Here is a 22,163-nt window from a genome sequence, read left to right on the forward strand (position 1 = left end):
CCGGCCTGTCCAGCAAAACCGCCCGGCACCCAATGTTATCAGCAATATGGCCAAATTTGGCTATTGGTGTGTCGGAGGGCCGAAGATCAGAGATTGCGGCCGATATCGAGGAATTTTTGCCGGCGCGCAGCCCGCACTTCGTCACCGGACAGCCGCCCAAGATCTTCCAGCGCCGAAGCGATGATCTTGCCCGTCGCGGCGATGACGGTTTCGGGTTCGCGATGCGCACCGCCGACCGGTTCCGGGATAATGTCGTCGATGATGCCGAGGCCCTTCAGGTCTTCGGCGGTGATCTTCATGTTGGTCGCCGCCTCGCGGGCGCGGGTCGAATCGCGCCAGAGGATCGATGCCGCGCCTTCTGGCGAGATGACCGAGTAGATCGAATGTTCGAGCATGTAGACCCGGTTGCCGGTGGCGATCGCGATCGCACCGCCGGAGCCGCCTTCGCCGATCACGACGGAAACCATCGGCACTTTCAGGCCGAGGCACATTTCGGTCGAGCGGGCGATAGCCTCCGCCTGGCCGCGCTCCTCCGCGCCGACGCCCGGATAGGCGCCCGCTGTATCGATGAGGGTGATGACGGGCAGGTGGAAACGATCGGCCATTTCCATGATCCGGATCGCCTTGCGGTAACCTTCCGGACGCGGGCTGCCGAAATTGTGCTTCAGGCGGGTCTTGGTGTCATGGCCCTTTTCCTGGCCGATGACGGCAACCGGCATGCCGTTGAAGCGGGCAAGGCCCGCCTGGATGGCGGCATCCTCGCCGAAATTGCGGTCGCCGGCGAGCGGCGTGAAATCGGTGAAGAGATGGGCGGAGTAGTCGACGAAATGCGGGCGCTGCGGATGGCGCGCGACCTGCGTCTTTTCCCAGGCACCGAGCTTGGAATAGATTTCCCGGGTCGCTTCCCTGACCCGGGTCTCCAACCTGCCGATTTCCTCGGACGTATCGATGCTTTCGTCCTCGGAGGCGAGCTTCTTGAGCTCGTGGATCTTGCCCTCGAGGTCCGAGATGGGCTTTTCGAAATCGAGATAAGTCTGCATGAGAGCCGGTTTCCGGTTGTTTTATCTCAGGAACACGCAGTTCCCATTTTCTGTTTGGGGCCTCTAATCCGGGTTTTTGGCCTGTTTTGCAAGAGGGTGGTGTGTTTGAACCAGCTCTCGCAGCCGTTCTTCCAGTACATGCGTATAGATTTGTGTAGTGGAAATGTCCGAATGGCCGAGCAATTCCTGCACGACGCGAAGGTCCGCGCCGTTTTGGAGGAGGTGGCTTGCGAAGGCGTGGCGCATCACATGCGGAGAGATTGCGGCCGTGCGAAGTCCGGCGCGCGCCGCCAGGCCCTTGAGGTCGCGGGCAAACACCTGCCTTGGCAAATACCCCTCCTTGCCGGCCGATGGGAAGAGCCATGGACTGTCGCCTGTCTTGGCGAGCGAGGCCTGGCGGGCCTGGCCATAGGGGCCAAGAGCCGCGATCGCCGACCTGGATAGCGGCACCAGCCGTTCCTTGTTGCCCTTGCCGCGGATGACCAGGAAACGTCCTTCCTGGTCGAGAACCTTGACCGGCAACGACACGAGTTCGCTGACGCGCATGCCGGTTGCGTAGAGAAGTTCGAGCAGCGCCAGCATCCTGAGACGCGCAAGCTGGTCCGGCCCGGGTTCGGCGGCTTCCTTCGCGGCCAGGTCCAGGAGCCGCGTCACATCGGCCTCGCTCATGATCTTCGGCAGCGAGCGGCCTTTTTTCGGTGCGTCAAGGATAGCTGTCGGGTCGTCGCCGCGCAGGCCCTCGGCATAAAGGAACTTGTAGAACTGCCGCATGGCCGACAGTTTTCTCGCCTGGGACGAGGCAGCAAAGCCCTGGGCGCCGAGATGGGCGAGATAGGCGGAGAGATTGGCGCTTTGCGCCGTCAGGGCGGAAGCGTTGGCTGCGGCGAGGAAAGATTGCAGATCTTCGAGATCGCGTTCGTAGGATGTGAGCGTGTTGCCGGCGGCACCTCGTTCGGCGCTCATCATTTCGAGAAAGGCTTCGATATGGGCTCGGGAAAGGTCGGCCATCTACCTGCCGTTATTGTTGCGGCGTTGCCGGGTTCAACCGCTCGGAAGGAATGCGCACGGTCACGTCGCGCTCGCGCGGATCCACCAGCATGACGAGAGCCACCATGCTTCCATAAACGATGCCTGCGATCGCCGCCAGCACGAAGAGGAAACGGAAAAGGGTGGGCATAAAGGACTCCCGGAGTTGCGCCGCAATATATCGATAAAGGTTTACATATCGGCAAGAACAAACAATCCCCCGCATTCTTTGAGGGTTGCGACGGCTTGACGCTGCCGACGCATTTGTCGATACCGTTTTTCGAAACGGACCTGACAATGACAGAAGTCGCAACTCCACTCAGCGAAAAGGCGCGCGCCGTCCTCGGCACGCGGAACCTGATCTTCGTCGGGCTGATGGGGGCCGGCAAATCGGCGATCGGCCGCATGGTGGCCCAAGCCCTTTCGATTCCCTTCATCGATACGGATGCGGAGATCGAAAAGGTTTCGCGCATGACCATCAGCGAACTCTTCGCCGCCTACGGCGAGGTGGAGTTCCGGGCGCTGGAAACCCGTGTCATCGAGCGCCTGCTCAGGGGCGGCCCCCGCGTGGTTTCGACCGGCGGCGGTGCCTTCATCAACGAGAACACCCGCCACCAGATCAAGATCGGCGGCATTTCCATCTGGTTGAAGGCGGATATCGACGTTTTGTGGGAGCGGGTGAACAAGCGCGACCACCGGCCGTTGCTGAAGACCGAGAACCCCAGGCAGACGCTCGAAAATCTGATGATCCAGCGTTATCCGATCTATGCCGAGGCAGATGTGACGGTACTCTCCGAAAATGTCCGCAAGGACGTGATGGTCAACGAGGTGCTTTCCGCGGTGGCCAATCTGTCCGGCGAAAGTGAATTGCCCAGCGAAGGTGAATTGCAATGAACATGTCTTCCCGATCCGATGGCCGATCCGAGGATCGCTCCCCGGAGCGCCTGGTGCATGTGCCGCTCGGCGAACGGGCCTATGACATCCTGATTGGTCCTGGTCTGATCACCCGCGCAGGCGGCGAGATCACAGCGCGGCTGAAGGGCCGCAAGGCCGCTATCGTCACCGACGAGCACGTCGCGCCGCTTTATCTCGAAGCACTGATGGACAGCCTGCAGACCGACGGGATCGAAGCCGTTTCGCTGACGCTGCCGGCCGGTGAGAAGACCAAGAGTTTCGATCACCTGGCGACCGTCTGCGACATGGTGCTGTCGGCCCGCATCGAACGCAACGACGCGGTGATCGCGCTCGGCGGCGGCGTGATCGGCGATCTGGCCGGTTTTGCAGCCGGCATCGTCAGGCGCGGCGTCCGGTTCGTGCAGATCCCGACCTCGCTCCTGGCGCAGGTCGATTCGTCGGTCGGCGGCAAGACCGGCATCAACACCCGCCACGGCAAGAACCTGCTCGGCGTCTTCCACCAGCCGGACCTCGTGCTGGCCGACACGGCGGCGCTTGATTCGCTCTCGGAGCGGGAATTCAGGGCTGGTTATGCGGAGGTGGCGAAATACGGCCTGATCGACCAGCCGGATTTCTTCGCCTGGCTCGAAAAGAACTGGAAGCAGGTATTTGCCGGCGGCCCGGAGCGGATCGAGGCGATCGCGATCAGCTGCCAGGCGAAATCCGACGTCGTCGTCGAGGACGAGCGCGAGACTGGCCGCCGGGCGCTGCTCAATCTCGGCCACACGTTCGGCCATGCGCTGGAGGCCGCAACCGAATATGACAGCAGCCGCCTGGTGCACGGCGAGGGCGTGGCGATCGGTATGGTGCTGGCGCATCAGTTCTCGGCGCGCATGAACCTTGCAAGCCCGGACGACGCGGCGCGGGTCACGGCCCATCTGAAAGCCGTCGGCCTGCCGACGTCGATGAGCGATATTCCCGGAAAGCTGCCGCCGACGGAAAAGCTGCTGGACGCGATCGCGCAGGACAAGAAGGTACAGAGCGGCAAGCTCACCTTCATCCTGACCCACGGCATTGGCCGGTCCTTCGTCGCCAACGACGTGCCGTCGTCCGAAGTCTTGAGCTTCCTGGAGGAAAAGCGGCCGAAATGACGTCCAAACAGGGCCTCAAATCGCGTGCTGTCAACGCGGTGATCCGCGGGCTTCTTCGCGCGTTCGGCGCTTCCCTGTCCGAGCAGACCCTGGCGCTTTCCAGCCATGACGATCTGCATGCCGCTCTCGACCTGGTTCATCGCGAGGGGAATTTCGACAAGCAGGATCGCGACCGGCTGAGCGGTCTCTTCGAACTCGAAGAGCTCGAAGTCTCCGACGTGATGCGGCATCGCACGGTCATGCGGGCGGTAAACGCCGACGATCCGCCGGAAGTGGCGGTCCGCACCGTGCTCGAAAGCCCCTATACGCGCATGCCGCTCTGGCGACATTCGACCGAGAACATCATCGGCGTCGTCCACGCCAAGGACCTGCTGCGGGCGCTTGCCGAGCCGAATGTCGAGCCGGAAAACCTCGATATCGTCAAGATCGCCCAGAAACCCTGGTTCGTGCCCGACAGCACCAGCCTCAAGGACCAGCTCAGCGCCTTCCTGCGCCGCAAGGGCCATTTTGCGGTCGTCGTCGACGAATATGGCGAGGTCCAGGGCATCGTCACGCTGGAAGATATCCTGGAGGAAATCGTCGGCGATATCGCCGACGAGCACGATATCGAGATCCAGGGTGTCCGCCAGGAGGCGGACGGGTCGATCGTCGTCGATGGTTCCGTGCCGATCCGCGATCTGAACCGCGCACTCGACTGGAGCCTGCCGGATGCGGAAGCAACGACGATCGCGGGCCTCGTCATCCACGAATCGAAGCTCATTCCGCAGGAGCGGCAGGCGTTTACGTTCTACGGCAAACGGTTCGTCGTGTTGAAGCGGGAGAAGAACCGCATTACGAGGCTGAGGATACGGCCTGCGGACGATGTGACGCTGCCGGCGGAGTGATCTTTCGTGAAACGAAAGCCTTTCAGTCCGGCGCTAAAATTGTCGGCTTCGACCCTTTGCGGACATTACTGTCTCAGGTATACGCATCGAACGTTGAAGCCGTGGAACTTAATTTTGGCACCTAATCCTAAACTCGCGCCCAATCCTAAGCTCGGGCCGGTTTACGCTCAATGCATGAAGCTTTTAGGTGTTTTTTTAATCGCCAATCTGCTTGTTGCGTTTCTGATCTCGCTGAGCGTGTCTGACGTGTGTTCAGTAGCCCGTCTGGATCAAGTCCGTCTACTTTGGCCACCCAACAAACAGTTTGTTTTCGTCGAGCAACTCGGGAATGAACAAATCTGTATGACAGTTATCGTGCGATCCTGCTTGAGTGTTTCACTATTCGTCTGGCTATTGTTTGCCATGGTGAAAATGGGACAGTATTTATCGAGACGCTGCGATCCCCAATTTTGGGCCGCTTGCCTTGGATTAGCCGTTCTTTGTTATTGGACCTCTGGATTCCCTGTGGTAGCTGGTAATAGCTTTTACCAGATTGGCATCAATGAGTGGTGGGGAATCGCTTCCTTCAAAAGCGGGGTGGGCATCGTAGTTTTCTACGGGAGCATTAGTTGGCTCGTATACATCACGCTATGCATGTTCAAAGGTTTTTTCGACAGAGGCGAGACCCGGTGATCTGAATAGCTATGAGCACGCTGCTTCGGAATTAGTGCTGTTCGAATTTAAAATCACCAGTGCCCTTTCCAAGTTTAAAACCAATTTTTGCTTTCCGTAACTATGTCCCCTTTTTGAGCGCCAAGCTGCCGCTACGCCGTTAGCCATTGGGAAATTGCGGCAGGCCGGCAAAAGCGATATCCCACAATAAGTGAGCCCGACCTTGGCCTCTCACCCCGCCCTTCCTATCTAAGCTCAGCTACCAGCGCGTCGGCTCGCCCGGTGCCGAGGCTTCCACCGCCAGCGCGTGGAGGCCGGCGTCGAGCTCCGGCTTCAGCAGCGCATTCACCGTCCGATGCCGGTCGAGCCGGCTCATTCCGGAAAACTTTTTCGAAACGATGCGGACCCGCATATGGGTTTCGCCGGTTCCGGTGATGTCGGGCTGGTGGCCGGCGTGCTGATGGCTTTCATCGATGACGACCAGCCGTTCCGGTTCGAGATTGTCGGTGAGCGTGATTTCGATCCGGGATTTGACGGACATTTCGGTCTCCGTTGCGACGCAAAAGGGGCATCCCACAAACCAGTAAGAAAGGACTTTGTCAATTCTTGCCGCGCCCTGTTCGTCGCCCCATAATGAGGGCCTTATGAAACTAGATTCCAAATATTTCGACCGCATCCGGACGCGCAAGAACAGGCAGCAGGAAGCTGTGCCTGAAGCGCCGACTTGCCAATGGGACGGATGCGACAAGCCCGGTGCCCACCGCGCTCCCGTGGGCCGCAATGCGGAAGGCCAGTTCTTCCTGTTCTGCTTCGAACACGTCAGGGAATACAACAAGGGCTACAATTACTTCTCCGGCCTGTCGGACAGTGAGATCGCCCGGTATCAGAAAGAGGCGATCACCGGCCATCGGCCGACCTGGACTGTCGGCGTCAACAAGGCCGCCAAGGATGCGCCGCTTCATTCCACGGCGCGCTCAGGTGCTGCCGGCGCTACGGGCACCCAACAGCGCTTCAGGGATCCGTTCGGCTTCGTGTCGAGTGCGCGGGCGGCCGGCCCCCGTTTCCAGACGCAGGGGCGCAAGCTGAAGACATTGGAAGCCAAAGCCTTCGATACGATGGAGTTGGCGGCGAATGCGACCGCGGCGGAGATCAAGACCCGCTACAAGGAACTGGTCAAGAAACACCACCCGGATGCGAATGGCGGCGACCGTGGCTCGGAAGAACGTTTTCGTGCCGTCATTCAAGCATATCAGTTGTTGAAGCAGGCGGGTTTCTGCTAAGCCGTAAAAATTATGGCAGTGAGGATGACGGCCGGGCGGCGGCTCGCGCCTTGGAGAGACGATGAGTAAGATTGATCTAGATATTTCCAACCTTCCCGATACCACCGTTTCGGTCAGGGAAGTCTTCGGCATCGACAGCGATATCAGGGTTCCGGCCTATAGCAGCGGCGACCCTTACGTTCCGGATCTCGACCCGGACTATCTTTTCGACCGCGATACGACGCTCGCCATTCTCGCAGGCTTTGCGCATAACCGACGCGTCATGGTGTCCGGCTTCCACGGCACCGGCAAGTCCACCCATATCGAGCAGGTCGCAGCCCGCCTCAACTGGCCGTGCGTGCGTATCAACCTCGACAGCCATGTCAGCCGCATCGATCTCGTCGGCAAGGACGCGATCGTGCTGAAGGACGGCAAGCAGGTCACCGAATTCAAGGACGGCATCCTGCCCTGGGCCTACCAGCACAATGTCGCGCTCGTCTTCGACGAATACGATGCCGGCCGCCCGGACGTGATGTTCGTCATCCAGCGCGTGCTCGAATCCTCCGGCCGCCTGACCCTGCTCGACCAGAGCCGCGTCATCCGTCCTCACCCGGCGTTCCGCATCTTCGCGACCGCCAACACGGTGGGTCTCGGCGATACGACGGGCCTCTATCACGGCACGCAGCAGATCAACCAGGCGCAGATGGACCGCTGGTCGATCGTGACGACGCTGAACTATCTGCCGCACCAGAAGGAAGTCGATATCGTCGCCGCCAAGGTAAAATCCTTCGGCAGCACGGCCGAGGGCCGCGAGACGGTGTCGAAGATGGTCCGCGTCGCGGATCTCACCCGTTCGGCCTTCATCAACGGCGATCTCTCGACCGTCATGAGCCCGCGTACCGTCATCACCTGGGCGGAAAACGCCGAGATTTTCGGTGATGTCGCGTTCGCCTTCCGCATCACCTTCCTCAACAAGTGCGACGAGTTGGAACGCACGCTGGTCGCCGAACAGTACCAGCGCGCCTTCGGTGTCGAGCTGAAGGAAAGTGCCGCCAACATCGTTCTCGGAGCTTAAGCGGAGACGAGATCATGGCAGGTCGCGGAGACAATTCGAAAGCCAAATCCGGCGGTCCCGTGGATACGGAACCGTTGCGGCGGGCGATTACCGGCTGCGTGAGGTCGATCGCCGGTGACGCGGAAGTCGAGGTCACGTTCGCGAACGAACGTCCGGGCCTCGCCGGCGAGCGCATCCGCCTGCCGGAAATCTCCAAGCGACCGACAGCACACGAGCTCGCGGTGACCCGCGGGCTCGGCGATTCCATGGCGCTGCGGATTGCCTGCCACGATACGGGCGTGCATGCCAGCATGTCGCCGCAGGGTGCTGACGCACGCGTCGTCTTCGATGCGGTCGAGCAGGCACGCGTCGAATCGATCGGTGCATTGCGGATGGCCGGCATGGCGTCGAACCTCAGTTCGATGCATGCGGAAAAATACTCGAAGGCGAATTTCTCCGGCGTTGAACGGCAGGAAGACGCACCGATCGGCGAAGCGGTCGCCATGCTGGTGCGCGAAAAGCTGACCGGCATCAAGCCTCCGCCGAGTGCGGGCAAGGTGCTGGATCTCTGGCGCCCGTTCATCGAGGACAAGGCTGCCGGCGATCTCGACAATCTCCGCAATGTGATCGAAGACCAGCAGGCGTTCGCCAAGCTGGTGCGGCACATGCTCACCTCCATGCAGATGGCGGAGGAGTTTGCCGACGACGATACCGATCCGGAGGAGATGGAGAACCCGGATCAGGAAGACCAGCCGCGCAGCAACGAGACCGAGAACGACGAGGTCGAGGAAGAGGCCGGCTCCGATGCCGCCCCTGCCGAGCAGAGCGACGCTTCCGACGAGGAAATGGACGACGGCGAGATGGACGGCGCGGAAATGTCCGACGACGACATGTCGGACGACAGCGACGAACATTCGGAAACACCCGGCGAAACGCGGCGGCCCAACAGCCCCTTCGACGATTTCAACGAGAAGGTCGACTACAAGATCTTCACCCAGGAGTTCGACGAGGAAATCACGGCCGAAGAGCTTTGCGACGAAGCGGAACTCGACCGGCTGCGGGCCTTCCTCGACAAGCAGCTTGCCCATCTCCAGGGCGCCGTCGGCCGGCTTGCGAACCGCCTGCAGCGCCGCCTGATGGCGCAGCAGAACCGTTCCTGGGACTTCGATCTCGAAGAGGGTTATCTCGATCCCGCCCGCCTCGTGCGCCTGATCATCGACCCGATGCAGCCGCTCTCCTTCAAGAAGGAGCGCGACACGCAGTTCCGCGATACGGTCGTCACCTTGGTCATCGACAATTCCGGCTCGATGCGCGGCCGGCCGATCACGGTCGCCGCCACCTGCGCCGATATACTTGCCCGCACGTTGGAACGCTGCGGCGTCAAGGTCGAGATCCTCGGCTTCACCACCAAGGCCTGGAAGGGCGGTCAGGCGCGCGAAAAATGGCTGGCAAGCGGCAAGCCGCCGACGCCCGGCCGTCTCAACGACCTGCGCCATATCGTCTACAAGTCCGCCGATGCGCCGTGGCGCCGTTCGCGCCGCAATCTCGGCCTGATGATGCGCGAAGGCCTGCTCAAGGAAAACATCGACGGCGAGGCGCTGATGTGGGCGCATAACCGCCTGATCGCCCGCCGCGAACAGCGCAAGATCCTGATGATGATTTCGGATGGTGCGCCGGTCGATGATTCGACGCTGTCGGTCAATCCGGGCAATTATCTCGAACGGCATCTGCGCGCGGTGATCGAACAGATCGAGACGCGTTCTCCGGTCGAACTCCTGGCGATCGGCATCGGCCACGACGTGACGCGCTATTATCGCAAGGCCGTGACGATCGTCGATGCGGACGAGCTTGCCGGGGCGATGACCGAGCAGCTTGCCGAACTGTTTGCGGAAAATGGCAGGCAGCAAGGCCGCATGCGACGGGCCAGCTGAGGCCCGCCGCTTGAAACTTTCCCGCCTCGTCGTCTGGGCCGGCCTTTTCGGCGCCATCGCTTCCCCGGTGGCGCCTGCCACCGACAATGTCTCGGTCAGGGCGCGGGCCATCACGGAATTCAAGCGCGGCTCGGCGGAAACGCGCTTCGGATCGCTCGATTTTCTCGGCGGGATGGAATTTTCGTCACCTGACAGCCGGCTTCAGTCGCTGTCGAGCATCCGCTTTCGCGCCGATGGTGAAAGTTTCGTGTCGGTGCTCGATACCGGTTCGTGGCTGACCGGCCGCGTTGAACGGGATGCGAAGGGGCGTCTCGCCAACCTTGCCGATCTCGCCATCAGCCCGATCCTCATCCGTGGCGGCCGGGTCGGCTCGAAATACAATTCGGACGCCGAGGGGCTGGCGCTGAGGGATGGGCAGGCAATCGTCAGCTTCGAGCAGTTGCACCGCGTCGATGTCTATCCCGATCCCGGGTTCGAAACATCGGCGCCCCTGAAGAGCCTCGACCTTCCGATTCCCCGCCACGAGTTCCGGATGAATGCGGGCATGGAGACGGTGGCTATCTCGCCTCCGACCAGTCCGCTCAAGGGGGCCCCCATCGTGGTCACCGAGCATAGTCTCGATGATCGGGGAAACCTTTTCGCCGCGATCCTGGAAGGGCCGCTCAAGGGCGTGTTCACGGTGGTGCGGCACGATCCGTTCGACGCGACCGACGGGGCCTTCCTGCCAAACGGCGATTTCCTGCTGCTGGAGCGCCGGTTCAGCTTCCTCGGCGGCCTCGGCATGCGCATCCGCCTCATCAAGGGCGACAGTATCCGCCCCGGCGCCGTCGTCGATGGCGAGGTGCTTCTCGACGCCGACATGGGTTATGCCATCGACAACATGGAAGGGCTCGACGTCATCGCCGGGCCGGAGGGCAAGCCGCATCTGATCCTGATCTCGGACGACAACGGCAATCTGCTGCAGCGGAACGTGATGCTGGAATTCCGCCTGACGCCGTGATGCCAGGCGGAACGCTAGTTGAGCTCAGCGGGCCGGGGCGACCTGCGGCATCGGCTTCAGCACGTTCATCAGAGCGCCATAGGGCAGCAGCAGCACGACGCCGACCAGGATCTTGACCACAAGGTCGCCGAGCGCCCAGGAGATCCAGCGCGGGGCTTCTGCGGCAAAGGCGCCGAGGAGCGGTGCGGACTGGATCGCGAAGTCCTCATTGGGGCCGATGAAGGCGAAGAGCGGAGCGAAGGCGAGCGAGAAGAACAGCAGCGTGTCGAGTGCTGAACCGAGCAGGGAGCCGGCGAGCGGCGCGCGCCACCAGGTCTGGCGGCGGAGCCGATTGAACACGGAGATGTCGAGAAGCTGGCCAACCAGATAGGCGGTGCCCGAGGCAACGGCGATGCGCGGGGAGGAGGCCAGGAACGACAGCGTCACGCCGACGACGAAGCCTGCGAGAACGACGCGTCGGGCAATCGAAGGCCCGAACTGCCGGTTGGCGAGATCCGTCACCAAGAAGGCAAAGGGATAGATAAAGGCGCCCCAGGTCAGAAGATCGCCGAGGGCGATGCCCCAGAACGTGCCGACGACCGGGAACTGGACCAGGAAGTTCGACGCGACGACAACGGCTGCCATCAGCAGGGCATAGATGAAGGTATAGCGTGAGCTCAGCATTTTTTTATCCTGGGTGATGCCACCAGTTGGAGTTATGAAGGCCAAGAGAAAAGGCCTGGCCGGTATTACCCGTTCAAGCCTTGTTCAAAGCCGGATGATTTGTCGTCGGGCCGATTAAGCCGCAGCAGCGACTTCGGCGGTCTTCTTGACGATCTGGCGGCGCAGCAGGCGAGCGCGCATCGACAGTTCGGTCTCGTCGGACTTCAACAGGAAGGCATCGAGGCCGCCACGATGTTCGACGGAGCGCAGAGCGTGTGCGGAGACGCGCAGGCGATAACGCTGGCCGAGAGCGTCGGAGATCAACGTAACCTGGCACAGGTTCGGCAGGAACCGACGGCGGGTCTTGTTGTTGGCGTGGCTTACGTTGTTGCCGGTCTGAACGCCCTTGCCGGTCAGTTCGCACACACGAGACATGGATACACCTTTGTTCTTCTGCAATCGGATGGTACTTCCGGACAATGCCGGTGCGCCGATCCAACTGGTCCTGAGTGGAAAGTTGCGGTTCTATAGTCAGTGGGGCTCGTCGCGTCAAGCCAAAACCTTGGCCTCACCCTAAGAGAATCCGCCGCCCGTGCCGCGAAGCCGCTATTTTCTTGCCATGATGCACCGTCTATATGTCTGCGGGAAGACGCTTTTCGGCGTCCTCATCGGTCAGGGCAAAATCATGAACCTTCGCGGCAGTTTCGTCAGTGCCTTCGTGCTCGTCTTCGGGTTCACGGCCAATCCGCTCGGCTCGGCGGAAATCCGGCATGTCAGCGAATATGATATCTCGCTCGGGATACTGCCGATCGCCAAGGCGTCTTTTGCCAGCGAATTCAACAGCAGCGACTACAAGATCACCGGAACGTTCAAATCGGCCGGGATCGTCAACATCATCAACCGCATCTCCGCCGAGACCAGCGTCAGCGGGCGCATGCAGGCCGACAAACTGCAGGCGGACCGCTACAACCTCGTCTACAGCAGCGGAAAACGCACGCGCATCTATGATGTCGAGTACCGCAACGGCAATGTCACCGAGACGACTGTCAAACCCGAGCCTACCCGCAATCCGGAAACCTGGATTCCGGTGACCGACAAGGATCTGCGCGCTGTGCTCGATCCCTTGAGCGGCCTTATCTTCCCGGGCGACGCCAAGGTCTGCCCCAGCCGGCTGCCGATCTATGACGGTGAGTCGCGCATGGACCTGGTGCTGACGCCGAAGGGCACCAGGCCGTTTTCCACGGATGGTTTCAAGGGCGAGGCGATCGTCTGTTCGATCCGCTACCTTCCGAGATCGGGCTTCAAGCGCGGCCGCAGCGATATCGAATACCTGCGCAAGACACCGATGGAAATCTGGTTTGCCAAGGCGCAGTCGGTAAATGTATATGCTCCGGTCTATGCCGTCATCCCGACCAGGATGGGGCAGGTTTACGTGACGGCCGTCAAATATGGCGGCTGAATAAAGCGCCCGTCGGGCGCCCAAGGGGGCAGGGGTGAAAATCCGGGGGACGTTGATCGGTTTTACGGCGATCCTGATGTGGTCGTTGCTGGCCCTGATGACGGCTGCATCCGGAAAGGTGCCGCCCTTCCAGATGAATGCGATCACGTTTGCGATCGGCAGCCTGCCGGGCATCGTTCTGTTCATCGTCAAACCGGAGCGGATCGCCCTCCTGAAACAGCCGGCCAAGGTCTGGATCACCGGGATCGGCGGCCTGTTTGGCTATCATTTTCTCTATTTCACGGCGCTTCGCAATGCGCCGGCCGTCGAGGCCGGGCTGATCGCCTATCTCTGGCCGCTGTTCATCGTCGTGGGTTCTGCCCTGCTGCCGGGCGAGAGGTTGCGCTGGTATCATGTGCTCGGCGCGGTCGCCGGGCTTTGCGGCACGATCGCCATCGTTTCCCGAAACGGGCTTGCTTTCGACGACGCCTATCTCTTGGGTTACGGTGCGGCCTTTCTCTGTGCTTTCACCTGGTCGGGTTATTCGTTGCTCACCCGGCGCTTCGACCGGGTTTCGACCGATGTGGTCACCGGCTTCTGCCTCGGGACCTCGCTTCTTTCGCTGATCTGCCATCTGGCGCTCGAGACGACCGTCTGGCCGGCTGATGGCGGCGAGTGGGCGGCGGTCGTCGGGCTTGGCCTGCTGCCGGTCGGCGCGGCCTTCTATGCCTGGGACTACGGGGTCAAGAACGGCGACATCCAGATCATCGGCGCGGCCAGCTATGCGGCGCCGCTGCTGTCGACGCTGATCCTGGTCGCATCGGGCTTTGCCGAGCCGGACTGGCGCATTTTGCTTGCCTGCCTGCTGATCACCGGAGGGGCGGTGCTGGCGGCGCGGGATATGTTCCGGCCGAAGCCGATTGTGGAAGCCGTGGCCGAATAGGCGTTCCTGAAAGGGTCGGGGACGTGGGGGAAGAGATGTATCTGTTGTCATGGGCGGTGCTTGCCGCCTCGATCGCGCTTGCGATCCATTATTTCCGCTGGCTAAAAAGGCCGGCGAGCCATCTTCGCGCGGTGCTGAAGACCGCACCGGTCTTGCTGCTTGTGCTCTACGCCGGTCTTTCCGGCGCCCCGGGGCTGCTCGTTGCAGCGCTGGCGCTCGGTGCACTCGGAGACGCCTGCCTCGCCTACGAGGGAGAGCCAGCCTTCGTCGCCGGGCTTGCGGCCTTCCTCGCTTCGCATATTGCCTATGCGGCGCTGTTCTGGCCATCGATGGAACCGGGCCTGCTCGTCGCGTCCGCTTGGCGTTATACGGTGGCGTGGATCTTCGTGGTGCTCACCGGCATGACGCTTTTCATGCTGTGGCGGCCTGCCGGACGGCTTGCCATCCCCGTTGCCGCCTATGGGATCGCGATCGTCGCCATGGCGCTTTCGGCGCTGGCGGTGAAGCCGATCCTGCCCGCGGCCGGTGCTGCGCTGTTCGTCATGTCCGATACGGCGCTGGCAATCCAGAAATTCCTGGTCAAGCCGGACGCGCCGGTTACGGCGAGGTTGAAGCCGTTCGTGTGGGGCACTTACTTCACGGCACAGCTGATCTTTGCGTTGGCGATTGCCGGGCTTCCCTCGGCCTAGCTTGACGGCTCCCAGCCGGGCGGCGCCATCTCGAAGCTTGAAAACTGAAAGCCCGGCGCGACCGTGCAGCCCACCAGCGTGAAGCGGCCAAGCGGTTCCGCTGCCTGCCAGGCGTCGGCCGGGACCACGGCCTGCGGCCGTTCTCCTGTGGCAAGGTCCGTTCCGAGCCTCACCTCTTCGACCGTCTCGCCGTTGGAAATCCGCAGCAGCAGCGGATCGCCGGCATAGAAGTGCCAGGTCTCCGCCGCGTCCCGAACCCGATGCCAATGGGAGCGTTCGCCGGCTTCCAGCAGGTAATAAATCGCCGTCGAATGGCCGCGCGTGCCGCCTGCAGCGTCCCGAAATGTCTCGACATACCAGCCGCCCTCCGGATGCCGCTGCATGCCGAGCGTGGCGATGATTTCCTTGGGCGTCATTCAGAAATTGTCCTTGCGCTTGCGGATTTCGGCAAACACGTCCTCGTTGGATTTGCTCTCCATCAAAAGGTTTCGGCGGATGGCCGGGTCTGATGCGCGCAGGAAGGGATTGGTTTCCTTCTCCAGCCCGATCGTCGTCGGAATGGTGAACCGGCCGGCCGCGCGCTGCGCCTCGATCTCGCTCGCGCGGGCCTGCAGACGTTCGTTGTCCGGATCGACGCTCAACGCGAACTTGGCATTCGCAAGCGTATATTCGTGGCCGAAATAGACGGCCGTCTCGTCCGGGAGAACGGCGAGTTTCTGCAGCGAATGCCACATGTCGGCAGCCGGGCGTTCGAACAGCCGCCCGCAGCCGAGCGCGAACAGGGTGTCTGCCGCAAACAGGATCTTGTCGTCGGGGAAGTGGTAACAGATATGACCGGCGGTGTGGCCAGGCGTCTCGATAACGCGCACGAGATGCTCGCCAAACTGGAATTCGTCACCGTCCGCCATGGTCTTGTCGAGGCCGGGGATAGCAATCGCCTCGTTGAACGGGCCAATGATTTCCAGCCCGAATTTTTCCTTGAGCGCGAGGTTGGCTTCGACGTGATCGCCATGGTGATGGGTGGTGAAGATATGGGTGATCTTCCAGCCGCGGCGGGCCGCCGCTTCGAGGATAGGCTTTTCCTCAGGCGCATCGATCGTAGCCGTCAGGCCGCTTTCCGGATCGTGCACGAGAACGCCGTAATTATCGCTGCGGCATGAAAAAACTTCGAGTTCCAGTGGTCTCATAACATAACCCCATTGCTGAAAGTGTTTTGCGTCCCAATGTAGAGACTGGTCCCTTGAAGTCCAACCGCCGTCTGGTACCAAATTACGCATGCATGCAGATATCGTCGATCTCCGCGAATTCTATCACTCGCCCCTCGGCCACCTTGCCGAGCAGTCGATCACGTTCGCGCTGTCTTCGCTCTGGGCGCGGCTGCCGGAAGAGCGGCTGGTGGGCCTTGGTTATGCGGTGCCCTATCTCGACCGTTTCCGCGCCGATACGGAACGCACCTTCGCCTTCATGCCGGCGGGCCAGGGGGCGGTGAACTGGCCGGTCAGCGAGCTTTCCTCGACCGCTCTCGTCTTCGACGAGGAACTACCGCTGCCGGACTCTTCCGTCGACCGCGTGCTGATGGTGCATTCGCTGGAATTTGCCGAAAACCCGCGGGAGACCTTGAAGGAACTCTGGCGGGTGCTGGCGCCCGGCGGGCGGCTGGTCATCGTCGTGCCCAACCGGCGCGGCGTCTGGGCCCGCATGGAACACACGCCGTTCGGTTCCGGCCGGCCTTATTCGCGCGGCCAGCTCACCTCGCTGCTGCGCGAGACCAATTTCACGCCGGGCGCCAGCGCCGAGGCGCTGTTCTTTCCGCCGTCCAAGATCCGCGCCGTGCTGAAGCTGCGCCAGGCCTTCGAGCGCTTGGGCCGTCGCTTCTGGCCGGTCTTTTCCGGGGTCATCGTGCTGGAGGCCCAGAAGCGGCTCTACCAGGGCCTGCCGGTCGCCGCTCGTGCTTCCCGGCGCGTCTTCGTGCCGGTGCTGGCGCCGCAGGGCGTGCCGACGACGCGGACGCGGTGAACGGGCTTCGCCGGCGCCCCTCATCCGCCCTGCCGGGCACCTTCTCCCCGTTTTGACGGGGAGAAGGGATATGCCGCGCCCGCCCAGTCCCTCTCTGACGACGATCGAGGCAAGTCCCCTCGCCCCGCTTGCTGGGAGAGGGTTAGGGTGAGGGGCACCCGTCAAGCACACCCTCGACAAAGGCGTTTTTCGGCATTAATCCCACTGGATCACACCCGCCATTCAGGCTTTCCAAAAAGGTTGATCCGATGAGCATCGTCACGAGTGAGCCCGTTCCGCGTCCAGGCATCCTGGATATCGCCGCCTATGTGCCCGGCAAGGAACATGCTCCGGGTGTGGCGCGCGTCTTCAAGCTTTCCTCCAACGAGACGCCGCTCGGCGCGAGCCCCAGGGCGATCGAGGCCTTCAAGCAGGCGGCCGGCCATCTCGAACTTTATCCGGACGGCCAGGCGATAGCGCTGCGCGAGGCGATCGCCTCGGTGCATGGCCTCAATATCGCGAACATCATGTGCGGCAACGGTTCCGACGAGCTGCTGGGCCTGCTCTGCCACGTCTATCTGGGCGCCGGCGACGAGGCCATCATCACCGAGCACGGTTTCCTCGTCTACAAGATCCAGATCATGGGCGCCGGCGCCACGGTGGTCGAGGTGAAGGAGAAGGATTGCACCGTCGATGTCGACGCGATCCTCGCTGCCGTCACCGACAAGACGAAGATGGTGTTCATCGCCAATCCGGGCAATCCGACCGGCACCTATGTCCCGGTCGCTGATATCCGCCGCCTGCATGCCGGCCTGCCGAAGAGCGTCATCCTGGTGCTCGACGCTGCTTACGCGGAATATGTGCGCAAGAACGACTACGAGGCCGGCCTTGAACTGGTGTCCTCCAACAAGAACGTGGTGATGACCCGCACCTTCTCGAAGGTCTACGGCCTTGCGGCACTGCGCATCGGCTGGATGTACGGCCCGGCCGGCATTCTCGACGCGCTGAACCGGGTGCGTGGCCCGTTCAATATGAACGCTCCGGCGATCGCCGCTGGTGCCGCGGCCATCCGCGACCAGGCCTTCGTCGAAAAGGCCGTTGAGCACAATTCTCTCTGGCAGGACAAGCTCACCCATGCGCTGGAGGCGATCGGCCTCAAGGTGACGCCGTCGGTCGCCAATTTCGTGCTCATCCATTTCCCGGATGTCGACGGCAAGCGGGCGCCGGAAGCGGATGCCTTCCTCACCAGCCGCGGCTACATCCTGCGCGCCGTCCGGGGCTACGGTTTCTCGAACGCGTTGCGCATGACGATCGGCTCGGAAGAGGCCAATCGCGGCGTCATCGAGACGCTCGGCGAATTCATGGGCAAAAGCGCATGAGCACGCCGCATTTCGACAAGATCGCGCTGATCGGCATCGGCCTGATCGGTTCGTCGATCGCCCGTGACGTCAAGGAGCTGGGCCTGGCCGGCGAGGTGGTGATCTCCAGCCGCAGTGCCGAAACCCTGAAACGCGCCGAGGAGCTGGCGCTCGGCACGCATTATGTCGCGTCCGCGGCCGATGCGGTGAAGGATGCCGATCTGATCATCGTCTCGGTGCCGGTCGGCGCATCGGAAGCGGTTGCAAAGCAGATTGCCGGCAGCCTGAAGCCCGGCGCCATCGTCACCGATGTCGGTTCCACCAAGGCGTCCGTTATCGCGCAGATGGCGCCGCATATGCCGGAAGGCGTACATTTCATCCCGGGCCATCCGCTGGCGGGCACCGAAAAATCCGGCCCGGATGCCGGCTTCGTAGGCCTGTTCCGGGACCGCTGGTGCATCTTCACGCCGCTCCCGGATACGGATCCGGTCGCGCTCGACACGCTGAAATCATTCTGGATGGCGCTCGGCTCGCGCATCGACGAGATGGATCCGCAGCACCATGACAAGGTGTTGGCGATCGTCTCCCACCTGCCGCACATCATCGCCTACAATATCGTCGGCACGGCGGACGATCTCGAGACGGTGACCGACGCGGAAGTCATCAAATATTCCGCCTCCGGTTTTCGCGATTTCACCCGCCTTGCCGCGTCCGATCCCACCATGTGGCGGGACGTCTGCCTGCACAACAAGGATGCGATCCTGGAAATGCTGGCGCGGTTTTCGGAAGACCTCGCCTACCTGCAGCGGGCGATCCGCTGGGGCGAGGGCGACAAGCTGTTCGAACTCTTCACCCGCACCCGCGCCATCCGCCGCTCGATCGTCCAGGCCGGCCAGGACGTCGACGCGCCGGATTTCGGCCGCCACGCGCTCGACGTCAAGAAGTGATCCCGCTCAGATCGGCGGGATTTCGCCGATCTGGATGAAGCCGCCGGCGAACACCTTGCCGCGGTTGATGGTCAGGTCCAGCGATGCGCTCTTGCCGCGGCCGAGGGCGGACAGCATGTTGGCGGCGGTCTTCAGCGTCGGTGCGATCTGCGGAAACGCCTGGCTCAGGCTGTCGCGCCAGGCATCGATCTGCTCGACCCGGAGTTTCAGCTTGCCTGACAGGTAGCCCTGCTCGTCGAAGGAGAAGGGACCGGAAACGGTGATCAGCTTGCCATCACCGAGATCAGCCGAAATGCTGCGCATCTGGCCCTGAGTGCCATAAAGAACGGTTCCGTTCGGATCGGATCCGTCTATCATGCCGGCGCGGCCGGTCAGGGTCAGGTCGAGATTGGCCGTGAACCGTGGCAGAAGCTGCGGCAGGTCCTTCATCACTATGTCGGTGTTTTGCAGCGTCATGGCCGCGTCGAGGTCATTGCCGTTCTGGCGCAGATGAATCTCGGTGTGACCGGCGCTGATATTGAAGGCCTGGCCCGTTGCCGACGACAGGATGTTCGTCCTGGCGTTCTCGATCACGGTGGAGGTGCGCTCCACCCCGCGAAACCGGGTGGTCAGGCTCGACTGGAAATTCTCCCAGGTGGTCGAGACCGAAAGTCCGTGGCCGGTGCGGATCTCGATCGGCGAATCGAGTTCCCAGACGATATGGCCGGGATTGTAGACCTGGGCGGCGGACCGCAGGGATCCGAACATTGCGGAAATGCCGTTGGTGCGGTCGTCGACCGAGACCTTCGAGCAGAACAGGCCGATCCGGAACGGGTAGCCACGATAGTCAGCGTCGGCGCATTCGGCCGAGATGCCGCGCTTTTCCTGGCTGCCCAGCAGGCTCAGCGTCCGCTCCTTCAGCACCGAGGCGCCATAGAACCAGCCGGCCGTGTAAAGTGCGATCACCAGCACCACCCCGGAGGCGAGGAGCCATAATTTTCCGCTGACGCCAGTTCGGCTTGACGCTGCCATGATGTTCTCCAATGGTGCTGGGAAAGTTGGGGCGGGTCGCTTCGATTGGAATGGTGTGGCGCGGGATATGGACGAATTTTGGGTGTTTGGCTACGGGTCCCTGATGTGGAATCCGGGTTTTGCGTTTGAGGAAAGACTGACCGCACGTGCCTTTGGCTTCCGCCGCTCCCTCTGCGTCTGGTCTCATGTGCATCGCGGCACGCCGGATCATCCGGGCCTGGTCCTCGGTCTCGACCGCGGCGGTTCATGCCGCGGCGTCGCCTTCCGGGTGAGCGGGGAGAACCGGGCGGACGTGCTCGATTATCTGCGCCGGCGCGAACTCGTCACCAATGTCTATCTGGAAAAGATGCTGCCCGTCTCGCTCAGCAATGGGCGGCAGGTAAGGGCGGTCGGCTATATCGTCGATCGCAGCCATGTCCAATATGCCGGCGCGCTCGAGATCGAGCAGGCTGCCGAGATCGTCCACCGTTCGACCGGCCAGTCAGGCCCGAACGATGCCTACCTGTTCAATACGCTGGCGCATCTGAAGGACATGGGCATTCGTGATCACTGGCTGGAAGGCGTCGGTGCGACGGTGACAGCGCGAGCTCAGGCCGCCGTCTGAGCCTTCAGCTCGGTAAGTCGCTTCACCGCCGAGGGTGGCAGCGGCAGGTGCGGGTTGGCGGCCACGGTCTCGACCAGCAGCTTGTCGCTTTCCCGTTCCAGCGTTTCGACCAGAAGGGCGTAGAAGGCATCCGGATCCATGCCCGGTGCGATCGGCGGCAGGATGCGGACCTTGAAATGGCCGGGATATTTGATGAGCTTGCGGCGGCCCCAGAACAGGCCCCAATGAGCGACGATCGGCACGACGGGCACTTCCACGTCGCGATAGATGCGGGCGATGCCGTAGCGGTATTGCGGCTCGGCGCCCGGCGGTCGGCGCGTACCTTCCGGATAGATGATGAGCTGGCGGTTGTTGGCCATCTCCTCCTTGGTGCGGACCATGACGTCGACCATGACCTTGCCGCGTGCGCCGCGGTTGACCGGGATCATCTTCTGCTTGGCGGCGTACCAGCCGAACAGCGGGATCCACATCAGCTCGCGCTTGAGGATGTAGACCGGGTCCCGCTGCCAGGGCAGGAGGGCGACGGTATCCCAGGCGGATTGATGCTTGGGGGCGAAGATGCAGCCGCCTTCGGGCACGTTTTCCAGCCCCTCGATCTCGAACGTGGCGCCGACGATCTTTGCCATCAGCCAGTTGCAGGAGGCGGCCCAGGCTTTTGGGATGCGGTAGGCCGCCTTGCGCGGCATCAGAAAATAGATCGGGCTCAGCACGATCATGCGGACGATCAGGTTTGTGTAGAAGGCGATATTGAAAAGAACCGAACGCACCAGCAGCATGAAAGGCTTCCTCTTGGACAGGCGTTGCCTACACGAGATCGCGCCACGAAAAAAGCGCCAGGGCCTCATACGGAGGGAAAAGTGTCAGGGCGCGGGCTTTGCCGCGGTCTTCGGCGGGTCATCGTTGCGCAGTCCGCTGCCGCGCTCGATGCCGAACCAGTCGCGGCCGGTGGCCAGCACGACCTTGCCGTATTCGGAAAGCATGGTGCGCAACACGTCCGGCTCGGCGAACCAGGCTTTTCGGGTGAGATCGGAACTGACCACGGGATAGGGAATGAACTCCGTCACCGGGTCGGCGCGGCGCAGTTCGTGCAGGCTGCGCAGCATGTGATAGTTGTTGGTGACGACCAGCACGGACTTGTAGCCGTGGTCGTGGATCCAGCGGGTGATTTCGTTGGCATTGCCGATCGTGTCGATCGCATCGTAGCCGATATCGACGCAACAGGCGAAGAGGTCGGGTGAGGCCTGCGTGACCTTGCGGATCTGGGTAGGGCTGGTGGATGGATGCGCGCCGGAGATCAGCAGTCGCTGGCCGGCTCCGTCCCGCAGAAGCCCGAGCGCCTGCTCGATGCGCTGATAGCCGCCGGTCAGGACGACGATCGCATCCGCCTTGATGCCGTCAGGCGCCTTCAGCGAGGTCACGGCATTTGCAAACCACAAAAAACCGCCGAAAAGCAGGGCCAATCCGAGCACGCAGGCCATGATGATGCGACGCGCGGCCCATCGCAGCCGGCTGTTGCGCGAAAACACTCCGCCGAGCCACCGCCGCGGGTGGCGGTCTGCTCCATTTTCGGGTGTGGTCGGGGCCGGTGTCATGATTGTCCATAGCCGGAGATTCGTGGCGAGAACAGGGCCAACCTACAGAGGGAA

24 protein-coding genes and 1 pseudogene are annotated in these 22,163 nt (G+C 62.2%); 14 read left to right on the forward strand and 11 right to left on the reverse strand.

Annotated elements, in window-relative coordinates:
• Window positions 1–86: 86 nt before the first annotated feature.
• The 3 genes from ACZ9EJ_RS20950 to ACZ9EJ_RS20960 all read right to left on the reverse strand — a co-directional run bounded on the left by ACZ9EJ_RS20950 (window position 87) and on the right by ACZ9EJ_RS20960 (window position 2,217).
• Window positions 87–1,040, reverse strand: coding sequence for an acetyl-CoA carboxylase carboxyltransferase subunit alpha (locus ACZ9EJ_RS20950; RefSeq protein ID WP_046633771.1), 954 nt, complete (start codon window positions 1,038–1,040; stop codon window positions 87–89).
• 63 nt (window positions 1,041–1,103) lie between these two features.
• Window positions 1,104–2,048, reverse strand: a complete 945-nt coding sequence (gene xerD, locus ACZ9EJ_RS20955) for a site-specific tyrosine recombinase XerD (RefSeq protein WP_046640093.1) — start codon at window positions 2,046–2,048, stop codon at window positions 1,104–1,106.
• 10 nt (window positions 2,049–2,058) lie between these two features.
• Window positions 2,059–2,217 (reverse strand): hypothetical protein, encoded by a 159-nt coding sequence (locus tag ACZ9EJ_RS20960; protein ID WP_037081678.1) that lies wholly within the window; start codon window positions 2,215–2,217, stop codon window positions 2,059–2,061.
• 146 nt (window positions 2,218–2,363) lie between these two features.
• On the opposite strand from ACZ9EJ_RS20960, the gene ACZ9EJ_RS20965 reads away from it, so the two are divergent.
• The 3 genes and pseudogenes from ACZ9EJ_RS20965 to ACZ9EJ_RS20975 form a co-directional block, all read left to right on the forward strand.
• Entirely contained in the window at window positions 2,364–2,960 is a 597-nt protein-coding gene (locus tag ACZ9EJ_RS20965) for a shikimate kinase (protein ID WP_046633919.1), read from the forward strand.
• The gene (gene aroB, locus ACZ9EJ_RS20970; RefSeq protein WP_251089906.1) at window positions 2,957–4,111 is read left to right on the forward strand and encodes a 3-dehydroquinate synthase; all 1,155 of its coding nucleotides are present in this window, start codon (window positions 2,957–2,959) and stop codon (window positions 4,109–4,111) included. Before ACZ9EJ_RS20965 ends, aroB begins: the two co-directional genes overlap by 4 nt.
• 20 nt (window positions 4,112–4,131) lie before the next feature.
• Window positions 4,132–4,995 (forward strand): annotated as a pseudogene (locus tag ACZ9EJ_RS20975) (HlyC/CorC family transporter); the annotation flags it as partial.
• Window positions 4,996–5,905: 910 nt separating this feature from the next.
• Here ACZ9EJ_RS20975 and ACZ9EJ_RS20980 read toward each other — a convergent pair.
• Window positions 5,906–6,187: a BolA family protein gene (locus ACZ9EJ_RS20980; RefSeq protein ID WP_007753730.1), complete on the reverse strand. Its 282-nt coding sequence runs from the start codon at window positions 6,185–6,187 to the stop codon at window positions 5,906–5,908.
• 103 nt (window positions 6,188–6,290) lie between these two features.
• On the opposite strand from ACZ9EJ_RS20980, the gene ACZ9EJ_RS20985 reads away from it, so the two are divergent.
• From ACZ9EJ_RS20985 to ACZ9EJ_RS21000, 4 genes are all read left to right on the forward strand, one after another.
• Window positions 6,291–6,926: a J domain-containing protein gene (locus tag ACZ9EJ_RS20985; RefSeq protein WP_046633780.1), complete on the forward strand. Its 636-nt coding sequence runs from the start codon at window positions 6,291–6,293 to the stop codon at window positions 6,924–6,926.
• Between the two features lie 61 nt (window positions 6,927–6,987).
• Entirely contained in the window at window positions 6,988–7,980 is a 993-nt protein-coding gene (gene cobS, locus ACZ9EJ_RS20990) for a cobaltochelatase subunit CobS (RefSeq protein ID WP_046633782.1), read from the forward strand.
• 14 nt (window positions 7,981–7,994) lie between these two features.
• Entirely contained in the window at window positions 7,995–9,890 is a 1,896-nt protein-coding gene (cobT, locus tag ACZ9EJ_RS20995) for a cobaltochelatase subunit CobT (RefSeq protein ID WP_046633784.1), read from the forward strand.
• 10 nt (window positions 9,891–9,900) lie between these two features.
• Window positions 9,901–10,890: an esterase-like activity of phytase family protein gene (locus tag ACZ9EJ_RS21000; protein WP_251089905.1), complete on the forward strand. Its 990-nt coding sequence runs from the start codon at window positions 9,901–9,903 to the stop codon at window positions 10,888–10,890.
• A 24-nt stretch (window positions 10,891–10,914) separates the two neighbouring features.
• Here ACZ9EJ_RS21000 and ACZ9EJ_RS21005 read toward each other — a convergent pair whose 3' ends face one another.
• Window positions 10,915–11,553 (reverse strand): queuosine precursor transporter, encoded by a 639-nt coding sequence (locus ACZ9EJ_RS21005; protein ID WP_046640091.1) that lies wholly within the window; start codon window positions 11,551–11,553, stop codon window positions 10,915–10,917.
• Between the two features lie 114 nt (window positions 11,554–11,667).
• Entirely contained in the window at window positions 11,668–11,967 is a 300-nt protein-coding gene (rpmB, locus tag ACZ9EJ_RS21010; protein ID WP_037081685.1) for a 50S ribosomal protein L28, read from the reverse strand.
• Between the two features lie 250 nt (window positions 11,968–12,217).
• Here rpmB and ACZ9EJ_RS21015 point away from each other — a divergent pair, with 250 nt between their 5' ends.
• Genes ACZ9EJ_RS21015 through ACZ9EJ_RS21025 form a run of 3 tightly spaced genes read left to right on the forward strand, consistent with a single transcriptional unit; the run spans window position 12,218 to window position 14,602 of the window.
• Entirely contained in the window at window positions 12,218–12,991 is a 774-nt protein-coding gene (locus tag ACZ9EJ_RS21015; RefSeq protein ID WP_046640200.1) for a DUF3108 domain-containing protein, read from the forward strand.
• Window positions 12,992–13,025: 34 nt separating this feature from the next.
• The gene (gene yddG, locus ACZ9EJ_RS21020; protein WP_046640090.1) at window positions 13,026–13,913 is read left to right on the forward strand and encodes an aromatic amino acid exporter YddG; all 888 of its coding nucleotides are present in this window, start codon (window positions 13,026–13,028) and stop codon (window positions 13,911–13,913) included.
• A 35-nt stretch (window positions 13,914–13,948) separates the two neighbouring features.
• Window positions 13,949–14,602 (forward strand): lysoplasmalogenase family protein, encoded by a 654-nt coding sequence (locus ACZ9EJ_RS21025; RefSeq protein ID WP_046640089.1) that lies wholly within the window; start codon window positions 13,949–13,951, stop codon window positions 14,600–14,602.
• On the opposite strand, the gene ACZ9EJ_RS21030 is transcribed toward ACZ9EJ_RS21025, so the two are convergent.
• Complete coding sequence (locus ACZ9EJ_RS21030) at window positions 14,599–15,018, reverse strand: cupin domain-containing protein (protein ID WP_046640088.1); 420 nt, start codon at window positions 15,016–15,018, stop codon at window positions 14,599–14,601. The genes ACZ9EJ_RS21025 and ACZ9EJ_RS21030 overlap by 4 nt on opposite strands.
• Window positions 15,019–15,789: a hydroxyacylglutathione hydrolase gene (gene gloB, locus ACZ9EJ_RS21035; RefSeq protein WP_046640087.1), complete on the reverse strand. Its 771-nt coding sequence runs from the start codon at window positions 15,787–15,789 to the stop codon at window positions 15,019–15,021.
• Between the two features lie 88 nt (window positions 15,790–15,877).
• Between gloB and ACZ9EJ_RS21040 the strand changes: the two genes are divergently transcribed.
• The 3 genes from ACZ9EJ_RS21040 (at window position 15,878) to ACZ9EJ_RS21050 (ending at window position 18,902) form a co-directional block, all read left to right on the forward strand.
• Window positions 15,878–16,618 (forward strand): class I SAM-dependent methyltransferase, encoded by a 741-nt coding sequence (locus ACZ9EJ_RS21040; protein WP_037081691.1) that lies wholly within the window; start codon window positions 15,878–15,880, stop codon window positions 16,616–16,618.
• 248 nt (window positions 16,619–16,866) lie between these two features.
• Window positions 16,867–17,976 carry a histidinol-phosphate transaminase gene (hisC, locus tag ACZ9EJ_RS21045; RefSeq protein WP_046640086.1) on the forward strand — a complete coding sequence of 370 codons (1,110 nt, stop codon included), beginning with the start codon at window positions 16,867–16,869 and terminating at the stop codon, window positions 17,974–17,976.
• Window positions 17,973–18,902 carry a prephenate/arogenate dehydrogenase family protein gene (locus ACZ9EJ_RS21050; protein ID WP_046640085.1) on the forward strand — a complete coding sequence of 310 codons (930 nt, stop codon included), beginning with the start codon at window positions 17,973–17,975 and terminating at the stop codon, window positions 18,900–18,902. Before hisC ends, ACZ9EJ_RS21050 begins: the two co-directional genes overlap by 4 nt.
• A 6-nt stretch (window positions 18,903–18,908) precedes the next feature.
• Here ACZ9EJ_RS21050 and ACZ9EJ_RS21055 read toward each other — a convergent pair whose 3' ends face one another.
• Window positions 18,909–19,913: a DUF2125 domain-containing protein gene (locus ACZ9EJ_RS21055; RefSeq protein WP_046640084.1), complete on the reverse strand. Its 1,005-nt coding sequence runs from the start codon at window positions 19,911–19,913 to the stop codon at window positions 18,909–18,911.
• Between the two features lie 55 nt (window positions 19,914–19,968).
• Between ACZ9EJ_RS21055 and ACZ9EJ_RS21060 the strand changes: the two genes are divergently transcribed.
• Window positions 19,969–20,517 (forward strand): gamma-glutamylcyclotransferase, encoded by a 549-nt coding sequence (locus ACZ9EJ_RS21060; protein ID WP_046640083.1) that lies wholly within the window; start codon window positions 19,969–19,971, stop codon window positions 20,515–20,517.
• On the opposite strand, the gene ACZ9EJ_RS21065 is transcribed toward ACZ9EJ_RS21060, so the two are convergent.
• The gene (locus ACZ9EJ_RS21065) at window positions 20,502–21,293 is read right to left on the reverse strand and encodes a lysophospholipid acyltransferase family protein (RefSeq protein WP_046640082.1); all 792 of its coding nucleotides are present in this window, start codon (window positions 21,291–21,293) and stop codon (window positions 20,502–20,504) included. The genes ACZ9EJ_RS21060 and ACZ9EJ_RS21065 overlap by 16 nt on opposite strands.
• Before the next feature lie 84 nt (window positions 21,294–21,377).
• Entirely contained in the window at window positions 21,378–22,109 is a 732-nt protein-coding gene (locus tag ACZ9EJ_RS21070) for a YdcF family protein (RefSeq protein WP_080955718.1), read from the reverse strand.
• Window positions 22,110–22,163: the final 54 nt, after the last annotated feature.

It is taken from the genome of Neorhizobium sp. USDA 3394, from assembly GCF_056280385.1.

Bases quoted from the DNA above. Each gene is read 5' to 3' on its own strand.
- ACZ9EJ_RS21030 (WP_046640088.1), bottom strand. From the start codon at position 15,018: ATGACGCCCAAGGAAATCATCGCCACGCTCGGCATGCAGCGGCATCCG.
- aroB (WP_251089906.1), top strand. From the start codon at position 2,957: ATGAACATGTCTTCCCGATCCGATGGCCGATCCGAGGATCGCTCCCCG.
- rpmB (WP_037081685.1), bottom strand. From the start codon at position 11,967: ATGTCTCGTGTGTGCGAACTGACCGGCAAGGGCGTTCAGACCGGCAAC.
- ACZ9EJ_RS21070 (WP_080955718.1), bottom strand. From the start codon at position 22,109: ATGACACCGGCCCCGACCACACCCGAAAATGGAGCAGACCGCCACCCG.
- ACZ9EJ_RS21040 (WP_037081691.1), top strand. From the start codon at position 15,878: ATGCATGCAGATATCGTCGATCTCCGCGAATTCTATCACTCGCCCCTC.
- xerD (WP_046640093.1), bottom strand. From the start codon at position 2,048: ATGGCCGACCTTTCCCGAGCCCATATCGAAGCCTTTCTCGAAATGATG.
- hisC (WP_046640086.1), top strand. From the start codon at position 16,867: ATGAGCATCGTCACGAGTGAGCCCGTTCCGCGTCCAGGCATCCTGGAT.
- ACZ9EJ_RS21025 (WP_046640089.1), top strand. From the start codon at position 13,949: ATGTATCTGTTGTCATGGGCGGTGCTTGCCGCCTCGATCGCGCTTGCG.
- ACZ9EJ_RS20965 (WP_046633919.1), top strand. From the start codon at position 2,364: ATGACAGAAGTCGCAACTCCACTCAGCGAAAAGGCGCGCGCCGTCCTC.
- ACZ9EJ_RS21015 (WP_046640200.1), top strand. From the start codon at position 12,218: ATGAACCTTCGCGGCAGTTTCGTCAGTGCCTTCGTGCTCGTCTTCGGG.
- ACZ9EJ_RS20960 (WP_037081678.1), bottom strand. From the start codon at position 2,217: ATGCCCACCCTTTTCCGTTTCCTCTTCGTGCTGGCGGCGATCGCAGGC.
- ACZ9EJ_RS21055 (WP_046640084.1), bottom strand. From the start codon at position 19,913: ATGGCAGCGTCAAGCCGAACTGGCGTCAGCGGAAAATTATGGCTCCTC.
- cobS (WP_046633782.1), top strand. From the start codon at position 6,988: ATGAGTAAGATTGATCTAGATATTTCCAACCTTCCCGATACCACCGTT.
- ACZ9EJ_RS21065 (WP_046640082.1), bottom strand. From the start codon at position 21,293: ATGCTGCTGGTGCGTTCGGTTCTTTTCAATATCGCCTTCTACACAAAC.
- cobT (WP_046633784.1), top strand. From the start codon at position 7,995: ATGGCAGGTCGCGGAGACAATTCGAAAGCCAAATCCGGCGGTCCCGTG.
- gloB (WP_046640087.1), bottom strand. From the start codon at position 15,789: ATGAGACCACTGGAACTCGAAGTTTTTTCATGCCGCAGCGATAATTAC.
- ACZ9EJ_RS21050 (WP_046640085.1), top strand. From the start codon at position 17,973: ATGAGCACGCCGCATTTCGACAAGATCGCGCTGATCGGCATCGGCCTG.
- ACZ9EJ_RS21005 (WP_046640091.1), bottom strand. From the start codon at position 11,553: ATGCTGAGCTCACGCTATACCTTCATCTATGCCCTGCTGATGGCAGCC.
- ACZ9EJ_RS20985 (WP_046633780.1), top strand. From the start codon at position 6,291: ATGAAACTAGATTCCAAATATTTCGACCGCATCCGGACGCGCAAGAAC.
- ACZ9EJ_RS20950 (WP_046633771.1), bottom strand. From the start codon at position 1,040: ATGCAGACTTATCTCGATTTCGAAAAGCCCATCTCGGACCTCGAGGGC.
- ACZ9EJ_RS20980 (WP_007753730.1), bottom strand. From the start codon at position 6,187: ATGTCCGTCAAATCCCGGATCGAAATCACGCTCACCGACAATCTCGAA.